Annotated in this window: 6 protein-coding genes and 1 tRNA gene; 2 read left to right on the top strand and 5 right to left on the bottom strand. The window is 47.1% G+C overall.

Annotated features, from left to right (window positions below; all coding sequences use genetic code 11):
• Window positions 1-4: 4 nt before the first annotated feature.
• The gene (locus VMW30_02970) at window positions 5-751 is read right to left on the bottom strand and encodes a hypothetical protein (protein ID HUW87324.1); all 747 of its coding nucleotides are present in this window, start codon (window positions 749-751) and stop codon (window positions 5-7) included.
• A gap of 188 nt (window positions 752-939) precedes the next feature.
• The gene (locus tag VMW30_02975) at window positions 940-2,655 is read right to left on the bottom strand and encodes a DUF885 domain-containing protein (protein ID HUW87325.1); all 1,716 of its coding nucleotides are present in this window, start codon (window positions 2,653-2,655) and stop codon (window positions 940-942) included.
• Between the two features lie 179 nt (window positions 2,656-2,834).
• Here VMW30_02975 and VMW30_02980 point away from each other — a divergent pair, with 179 nt between their 5' ends.
• Entirely contained in the window at window positions 2,835-4,037 is a 1,203-nt protein-coding gene (locus tag VMW30_02980) for a cysteine desulfurase-like protein (GenBank protein HUW87326.1), read from the top strand.
• A gap of 1 nt (window position 4,038) precedes the next feature.
• On the opposite strand, the gene VMW30_02985 is transcribed toward VMW30_02980, so the two are convergent.
• Window positions 4,039-4,791 carry an SDR family oxidoreductase gene (locus VMW30_02985; GenBank protein HUW87327.1) on the bottom strand — a complete coding sequence of 251 codons (753 nt, stop codon included), beginning with the start codon at window positions 4,789-4,791 and terminating at the stop codon, window positions 4,039-4,041.
• Between the two features lie 215 nt (window positions 4,792-5,006).
• A complete protein-coding gene (locus VMW30_02990; protein HUW87328.1) occupies window positions 5,007-6,809 on the bottom strand; it encodes a DUF262 domain-containing HNH endonuclease family protein in 1,803 nt (600 codons plus the stop codon).
• Window positions 6,810-7,240: 431 nt separating this feature from the next.
• On the opposite strand from VMW30_02990, the gene VMW30_02995 reads away from it, so the two are divergent.
• On the top strand, window positions 7,241-8,485 hold the full coding sequence (locus VMW30_02995; GenBank protein ID HUW87329.1) for an SIR2 family protein: 1,245 nt from the start codon (window positions 7,241-7,243) through the stop codon (window positions 8,483-8,485).
• A gap of 269 nt (window positions 8,486-8,754) precedes the next feature.
• Here the strand turns inward: VMW30_02995 and VMW30_03000 are convergent.
• A tRNA-Asp gene (locus tag VMW30_03000) sits at window positions 8,755-8,827 on the bottom strand.
• Window positions 8,828-9,424: the final 597 nt, after the last annotated feature.

The following is a 9,424-nucleotide window of genomic DNA, read 5'->3' on the forward strand; positions in this document are numbered from 1 at the left end:
GCGGCTAAGCCCAATGCTTTCCCAAGTCGTCGCTGCTCAGGATTGAAGCTCTCTCTCCAACTAAAGTCGCAACGAAGATTCTCGAACCAGTTACGTTGAATGCAATCGCGGATGTACCCATTGGGACCGAGAAAGCACTCCACGTTTTCCCATTGTCCTTTGTAACTCCACCAATGCCCATTCCAAGTGCAACAATTTCCTTACGATTCTTCTGATTCCAATCAATTGCCATTGCGCCTTGCGGTCCACCGAAGCGGACCCAACTCTTACCGCCATCAGTTGTTACAACCAATCCGTTACGCATATCGGGGGCTATCACCCGTAATGGATTGAGCGGATCAACCAACATTGAACCCATAAGACCCTGTCCAAATTTTGAATTTACAACTTTCCAAGATTTGCCATTATCAATCGAGCGAAGTAACCCAACTTGAGGAGATCCCAAATAAACAATTTTGCCCGCAGCTCCTAGAGAATGAATATCGGATGCTTTGCGGTAAAAGTCAAAACGCGTGAAAGTCTTCCCGCCGTTTGTTGATCTAAATAGCCCATTGTGCCCACCGGCAAGATAACCCAAATTAGTGGTCGCCCACGCCATGATGTCAGCGTTATTAATTGAAGATATGTTCCTCCACTTGATTCCTTCATCAGTGGAGTTACTCCCAGCTTGATGTCCTGTTACGAAGAGACCATTTTTGGTAAAAGTTAAGGTATGAAGGTCTCCTCCAACGAATGTCGTGGTTCTCTTCACAACCTTTGATGTACTAGTAGCGGAGGCGATACTTGTGACAGAAAGAGAGCACCCTAAAATCAAAATTAGGATTGTCGAAGCGAAAAAGATGCCTCGTTTTTTACCATATTTCATGTGCGCCTGGAGGTGTCCTGTTCCACGACATAGGTCTCTCATGTGTCGAGACAGTTTCGAGAAGATGTGAACCATCACAAAGACGCGGCGTCGATCCATTCGGAAACGACCTGCTCCAGAACTCCAAGGGGTATGGCACCATTACCAAGCACGGCGCCGTGAAAAGCGCGGATATCAAACCGCGACCCGAGTCGATCCTCAGCCATCGTTCGAAGTCGGCTAATCTCGCGGCGGCCGATCATGTAAGCCAGGGCTTGCCCCGGCCAGGAAATGTAACGGTCGATTTCGTTCCGAACGTTGGCATGTGTAGTTGCAGTGTTCTCCCACATGAACTTCATGGCCTGCTCACGCGACCAACCGAGGTAGTGCATACCCGTGTCGACCACCAGTCTGCAGGCTCGCAACGCATCGAAGGACAACATGCCGAGTCGGGAGATGTCCGAGGTGTACAGACCCATTTCGTCAGCTAGACGTTCGGTGTACAAACCCCAGCCTTCAACGTAACCACACACTTCCGCGTCGAGAAATCGGCGGTAGTCGGGCAAATGAGTCAGAGTCTGCGCAACTGAAATCTGCAGGTGGTGACCGGGCGTGCTCTCATGAAATGCCAGTGCTTCGTACTCGTAGATGAACCGATCCTGCGGGGAAGCGGTAAGTACGCAGTGCGCGCCGGGGCGAGATCCGTCACCTGCGGGAGGCCGGTAATACGCGAGCGCGGCATTACCGGCTTCGATCGGATTAATTTCCTCAATAATGCAGTCGGCGATCTGATAGACGGGGAACCAGTTATTTCGGACCTCTTCTGCGCGACGCAACGCATCCGTGACGGTGTCGACGATCTGCGAACTTTCAGTAAATCGCATCGACCGATCGTCCCTCATGCGAGAGAGAATCTCAGGGACATCGCTGGTGCCGAAAACTCGGCTACCCAAGTCAGCCCACTCCACCTGCAGGTCGGTTATGCAGTCCAGTCCGATCTGGTGAATCTCCTCTGGGGTCAGATCAGTTGTGGTGTGTCGTCGCACTGCCGCGAGATATCCCTCTTCACCACCTGGTACAAATCGAATACCAACCTGGTCATCAGGGCGAGCGACTGGTAGGAGTTCATCCTGCAGACCAATGAGTAATCGTTGCAAGGCAGGGCGAATGAACTTGGCAATGATTTCCGATGCCCGAGCCTTAACCTGATCGTGATTCACTTCGTTAGGCAACTTAAGACTCAAGAACGTGTCATCGGCCAGACTCAATGAAAGATGTCCAGTGAGTTGGTCAATGGCCTGACCAACGCCAACGCGCGTAGGTACTCGACCATCCGACTTGGCCTGCCGGTACCGGTCGAGAATCGCGTCTATAAAAGCGGGTAAGCCCTCCAAGCGCCGAATGTAATCTTCAACACCCGCCGCATTAGTAATAGATGCAGTGGGGACTGACATAAACATCATTGCCTGCGGCGAGGAATATCCGTTCGCTGACGCACCCGTCTCCCAGAGTCCATGCTCAAGGTCGGACCTAGCACCCCAGGCGAGTCGGCCGAGAACAGCATGGTTGATCCGGTCAACCGAGTTCAATCCGGTCGGATCGATAGCGTGCAGCCGTCGTTCGAGATTCGCGAATTTGGCAACGTTGGCAGCTGAGCCTGCACGGCTGGGATCTGGAACTAAACCATCAAAGCCAGAGACACCCAACAGCGTCGCACTGAACGGATCCGCACTATGTTGGAGTTGAAAGAACTCAGCACTCAATTGGGCAAGTTCGTCATTGGATTCAATTATGGATTTACTGTCGGCCACTATTTATTGCTCCTCAGTTTGAAGGAATTGGGTAAGACAACTACATGTCGTAAATGGCATCTGGGACCTAACCCACACTATCAATGTCGCTGACAGGAGCCAAAAGGCTCTCTAGAGATCGCGAGGTGGTCAAAGAACTGCTGTTGATTTCAGGCCCGATAACGACTTCAATTACCTACGTGAATTACGATGTTTGGAAGATTCGAGCAGACTTTCCCGCGTTAAATTCTGGAATTGCTTTTTTTGACGGTCCCGGAGGAAGCCAAGTTCCATCCCAAATTGGTAAGGCAATATCAGATGCAATCACTAAGCCAATCTCAAACCGGAATCTCACAACCGAATCTGAAAGAAACGCGGAAGAAATAGTTATTAATTTTCGCGATGCGGTCGCGGATTTGATAAATGCCGATCCAAATGGCGTAATTTATGGGCGAAGCTGGACCCAGATCACCTATGACTTTTCGAGGACATTGGCCAAAACCTGGAAACCTGATGATGAAATCATTGTCACCTCACTCGATCATGATTCGAATATCCGGCCGTGGATTCAAGCAGCGGAATCGGTAGGAGCGGTTGTTAGATGGGCTAAGTTTGATATCGAGACCGGGGAATTGCCTACTTCAGCAATTTCTGAATTACTCAGTAACAAGACACGCTTGGTTGCCGTAACCGGTGCGGGGAATACCTTGGGAACAAGGCCCAATATTCGAGAAATAGCTACTGAAGTACACAGGGCAAATGCACTGCTTTACGTAGATGGAGTTCATTTGACTCCTCACACTTCGGTTGATATTCAGGCTATGGGCTCGGACTTTTATGGATTCTCTTTCTATAAATTGCTTGGTCCTCATTGTGCTGCCATAGCCGCAAAACGAGAATTACTAGAGACCTTGGATAATGACAAATTATTACCTTCTACAGGAGCAGTTCCCGAACGTTTTGAACTCGGAACGCTCCCATACGAACTTATGGCTGGTTGTACCGCCACGATTGACTACATTGCTAATTTGGTTGAAAGCGATCAACCAAATCGACGGCAGAGAATCATTCATTCGATGCAGGAACTAGAAAAGTACGAAGAAGATCTATTTAGGCTCATGGAAAATGAAATTAAGTCCCTACCCGGTGTGAGCACGTATGGTCATGCGTCTAAACGCACTCCTACAATTTATTTCAAGCTCATGGGCTTAGAAGGCGTTGAGGTATCTAGGCAATTGTCGAGGCAGAAAGTAAATGCCCCCGCTGGAAATTTCTACGCACTCGAGGTCTCCCGAGCACTTGGACTTGGTGATTCTGGCGCGGTGCGTGTGGGATTAGCGCCCTACAGTACATTCGATGACGTCACCCGTTTACTCAATGGATTACGTGAATTAGCGAAGTAAATTACATACGTAAATAGGATGCTCCGTTGAAGTCCAAAACTGCACCACTTGCCCATTCGCTATCAGCAGACGCCAGGAAGTAAACAGCTTTTGCCAATTCTTCTGGTTTTGCAACACGATTAAATGGACTTTGAGCACGAATCCCATCGCCCTCGGGGCCATCTAACAATCTCGACGCCATTTTAGTTTCAACAAATCCTGGCGCCAATGTTGTGACACCAATATGCATCGGCGCCAATGCCTTCGCAATGGACTGACCAAAAGCGACGATTGCAGCTTTAGATGCACCATATGCGGGGCTCGCTGGTTCTCCACGGAAAGCCCCTCGTGAACCAATGTTTACAATACGTGATGCAGCGTTTTTAGGCATATGTTGCAATGCGCACCAAGAGACATTAGCAGCGCCAATTAGGTTCACTCCTATAGTTTGCTCCCAAGCACGTTGCCATTCCTCATAGGTTGTAGATTCGATGGGATGGTCAATGAAGATACCGGCATTGTTGATGAGCACATCAATTTTTCCAAATTCGTGAGCGACGTGGTCAACCATTGTTCGGATTGCCTGAGGCTCGCGCAGATCAGCTTGGGCGGTGATATGGCCCTCACCTGATAGAGATTTAACGACGCTCTCAGCATCCGCATTCGACGACACGTAATGAATAGCAATGCGATCACCAGCCCCCGCGAATTCGCGAGCGATGGCAGCCCCGATGCCTCGAGATCCCCCTGTTATGAGTACTGCGCGTTTAGTCATTACCGAACTCTAATAGTTAGTTCGCAAAAAAATAGAAGAAGGCCATGTAGACAAGAAAAATGCTAATCCCAAAGTGCGCCCGAGGGGACGAAACTGGGCACTGGGAGTCGAGTCTCATTTTGAAATGTTGACCCAATTGAAGATCGAATCCGCCTGTACGTCATTGCGGATCAACACTCCGCGCCAGATCTCCAAAGCCATGGTTAATTAGACACTCACGGGTTGCTCACCAACCATGTCGAAAAGGTCTCAATTGTGCCAGAACTTGAATTTATCAGTTTATTAACTTGATCCATGAACCATTTAGTACGTCTTTCGATGGAAAGGTTTTCCCAAGACGGTAAGGTAGCAAGGTCACTACTCATATTGGTTCTAGATCTGGCATACTCACTCACTTTGTCAACGCCAGATGCATCCTTAAAGGGGCGCTGTTGTATCTGTCTATTAATCGGGGCATCTAGTAGCGTTAGATTTCCAGGTCGCTCGATCATCTCCTTATAATCTTCACCAGTGAGGCGAAGTACCGCTTCCCAATGGGGGGTAGCAGTCTGAGGAGCAATATGTTCAATCTGATAATGTTCTGGATTGAGCACTACGGCTCGACCACTTATCGCGTCTTCAATACTTAGCAACATCGCTTTTGCCCACGCTGAACTTATGCCGTCAGAAAAATAACCCTGCGCATCCGCGGCCGTAGGGGCGAGAGCAGTTAAATCGGCTACTACTTCTCCCACATCTTGTACTGATTTTAGCTTTTGACAAATAGTTTGGAACTCCCCTTCTAGCACTTGAGCATTACGCCCTAGAATCGGCCAACTCAATGCAACGCGAAAAACCAAACCCACTATCTCCTCTTGATGTCTCTTGGATAGAGCGATTGCAGGATCCAAAACCTTAAGAAGCAAGACACGATAACTATCGGCAATTATGTTCAGTGCGTGTAACTGTGTTTGGCACTTGCCTACAGGGGGTGTTTTTAGGTCACTGTAAATAAGGCTTGCGCTCTGAATTTGAGACCACAGATCATCAGCGTTCTGCGAGGGAGTCTTACCGCCCCTCACATCTCCTATAAGTCCAATAGCAGTACTGGAGATTGCGCGAGACGTCACTTTCCTGGGTTGAATCGAAAGCAAAAAATGTCGAAGAAACTTATCAGGATCCGATCCAGCAATATTAGTGAGCACCACTTCCCACTCTTGGTGCACCTGGCGAAATTTTGCGAGTCTTTGGGTTTCCGGAAGATTAGCGGTGGTCGTAGTAAGAATATATCCACGGACTAAATCAAAAACTCCAAGTGGGAGTCCACGATCATTAATAGTCATGAAGACATCAAGAGATTCACCGGTGCTACTTGTCATAATAGGCAACACATTCATGTGCATAACAAGTCCGTCTGCGAGAGCTTTTATTCTTAGCAACTTCTCCTCTTCCGCCACATGAGCGGTGAGATCATCCTCCACTAATTTCTTGATTTGCCAATATGCCTTTCGAAAATCAAGAGTGATTCCTCGACTTTCGCTACTATCTCGCCGCGGGATCGCATTGTTGTTTCTTGGGATAACAGGAAAACCAGATTCTGGCTTAAGCGCCTCATCAAAATGGGTTTTGATCAGTAAATTGGAATTGTATTTGGATCTTGTGCTACTCCCCACGTAGAGGAATTTTTCAATTTCCGATAATACGGGAATATCTCGTTCAGTCGCTGAACTCGCACGTATTGTTTGGGAACTCAACCGTCTAACTTCATCCCGAAGTCTTGCCATCAAGATAAATATCGTGGTCAATCTCTGTTGCCCATCAACAATTTCACACTTAACCGGATTGTCGGCATCAATCTGTAGAATTAGACTTCCAAGGAAGTGTGACTTCCTGTCACTTGTCACTAAAAGTAGATCCGACCACAATTCTTCAATATTATTGGAATTCCAACTATAATTTCTTTGATAGTCCGCGACGCTAATGGTATCAAAACCACTAATCGCAGTGAACAAACTCGATATATTTGTAGAAGAGACCATTTGGAAACGATATACGATAATTTCCCTCTTTTGAATGCTTCGAACGATCGGTTTTGATTAATAAATTCGTTTGATCTCAGATTCAAGATATGGGCACTCCACTTCGTCCTATCAGATGAAGAGCTCTAGCACTTGATCGATTCAATCCGGAATCGTGTGGCTTAAATGATGGGAATTCAAGGGAATACTGGAGGATGGAGTACTTCCCAATTGACGGAAGCAGGCCCTTGTCATTACGCCTCGTAAACAGAATACGAACTTCAGGAATCTAGAAAGTCGAGGCCTCAGCTAGTCTTTGCAAAAAGTGCCCCCGGAGGGACGTAACTGGCACTGGGAATCCAGGGTGGCTCTGGCGTAAAACGAGGAAGTTCTGTACCTTCACGAGGGCATGACGCGAAGATGCGCGCATATCTCAGAAGGAGGTTCGATACTTGGATCGAGGTATTCTTTTTTTGTTAGGAGCGGGAGCCTCTAGGGACGCTGGCTTACCTCTAGCAAGCGAGTTGACTCAGCACATCGTTGGGGACATAAATAACACGATCCAGAATGCTAGTCTCCGTCGAGTCATTAACTACGTCGTCGCAACCATGATTGGTCATCGTGGTAAATCGGGATTGAATCCTAAAACAATGCCAGATATCGAATCCGTAGTGAGCGCAGTTGAATTACTCAGTAACCGCACGACGATTGAATTGGTTCCATTTATTCAGAACTGGGATCCCGCGATTGATTTACTTGACCAAGGCTCAGTGTGGAATCCCGGTTGGGTCGAGGACGTGCGACAAGGAGTACTCAATGAATCTGGTCTTATGGGCGGAAAACTTGAACAAGGACTCAAAGGTTTTATGGAACAACATTACAAAATGGGGATTGACGGTAATCAGTACTCCACACTTATGGATGAACTACTTCGTCAATTAAAAAAGCAACTCGCGCTTTCGGATTCTTCACCTATCCAATATCTTGAGCCGCTGATAGATCTTGGCAAGACTGGAAGAATCACGATTGCATCGATCAATTATGATCTCACAATCGAGACAGTAGCGAAGAATCAGGGAGTGAAGATTTGCAGGGGAATCGACAGCTGGAATGAGAAATGGAAAATGGAATGGTGTGATTCGGGAATTCAACTCATAAAACTTCACGGCTCGATTGATTGGGGCAAGGGTGAACGCAAGAATCCCGACTTCAAGACGAATCTGCTAATGCCCGAAGACACGATCGTCATAATGGACGATCCAAGTTCAACTCCTTCACTTCCGTTTGTCGTGTATGGGAAAAGAGAAAAATTAAGGCCGCAAGGACCCTTTTCGGAATTGAGAACCGAATTCATTTCGGAACTCCGAAAAACGAGTCACTTAATCATAGTTGGATACTCATTCGGTGACGATCACATAAATGAACTCATCACGAAATGGCTTAATTCCGATCCAAACCGCAAGTTAGTGATCCTCGACCCAAATGTTCCGGACCGGAGCCGTTGGAATCGAAATACATTTCTCAATCAAATATTCTCAAGCCTTCAAAGAGTAGAAAGGGGGAATCCCGCCAAGGTTAATGTATCTCGCGTTCTTCCGATTCAGAGTTCTGCCAAGTTGGCATTAGCAGATCTATGCATGGGAATCGACCGAATAGACAATATGTTTGAGGAGTACTTAGCGAAGGTGCATAACTGAAGACCGCACTCTATTTTCCGCTCAATCCGCAAATACGGTCAATTGGTTTGACATCTCGTAGGTAGAAATTGGCAAAATTACGTAGCCACTTAGATACGGACAGAACAAGCTGGAAGTGAGTAATCAGAAGGCACCGAAATTATTTGCCATTCAGTACAATTTGGATGAGTACGGCTATCCGAATTTCGGTTAGTGATGCTGACCACTCAATAAACATTATGTGCATAGTAAACTCATGCCATGACTTCGAATGAGTATCGATACGGGTGTGGAGGCAACGGGATTTGAACCCGTAATTCCTAGGTGACAGCCAGGCGTTTTGCCAATTAAAACTATGCCCCCACCCGCGTTGAAAGTGTACAGCCATTCATTGACAAACAAGGGCATTTGGGTGGCTACCCAGGCGTTATATGCAGCCACGGCCAAATCAAGGATTTTCCTGATTATTTTTTGAATCCAAAATTGCGGGATTTGCTTTCAAAAACTTCGTGCCTATTCTTATCTCGAAATATCTTTGGAAATGGCCCTTCATTATTAATTGTTCAAATTAAAGTGGCAAGCCTTATCAAATTGCCTGTTGATATCCTGTGTAGAACTTAGGCAGAGTTGTGGGAGACGGCGCCGTTGGTAACCGTTTGATCGCGCGCGGCGCCGTTGGTAACCGTTTGAAGCAATTAATTAATGGGGGTTAATTCGGCGCCGTTAATTAATAGGAGTTAATTCGGCGCCGTTAATTAATAGGGGTTAATTCGGCGCCGTTAATTAATAGGGGTTAATTCGGCGCCGTTAATTAATAGGAGTTAATTCGGCGCCGTTAATTAATAGGAGTTAATTCGGCGCCGTTAATTAATAGGGGTTAATTCGGCGCCGTTAATTAATAGGGGTTAATTCGGCGCCGTTAATTAATAGGGGTTAATTCGGCGCCGTTAATTAATAGGG

The organism is Candidatus Paceibacterota bacterium, from assembly GCA_035530615.1.
Lineage (GTDB): Bacteria > Actinomycetota > Actinomycetes > Nanopelagicales > Nanopelagicaceae > QYPT01.

Coding starts and splice junctions, on each gene's coding strand:
- VMW30_02985 (HUW87327.1), bottom strand. CDS start 4,791: ATGACTAAACGCGCAGTACTCATAACAGGGGGATCTCGAGGCATCGGG.
- VMW30_02990 (HUW87328.1), bottom strand. CDS start 6,809: ATGGTCTCTTCTACAAATATATCGAGTTTGTTCACTGCGATTAGTGGT.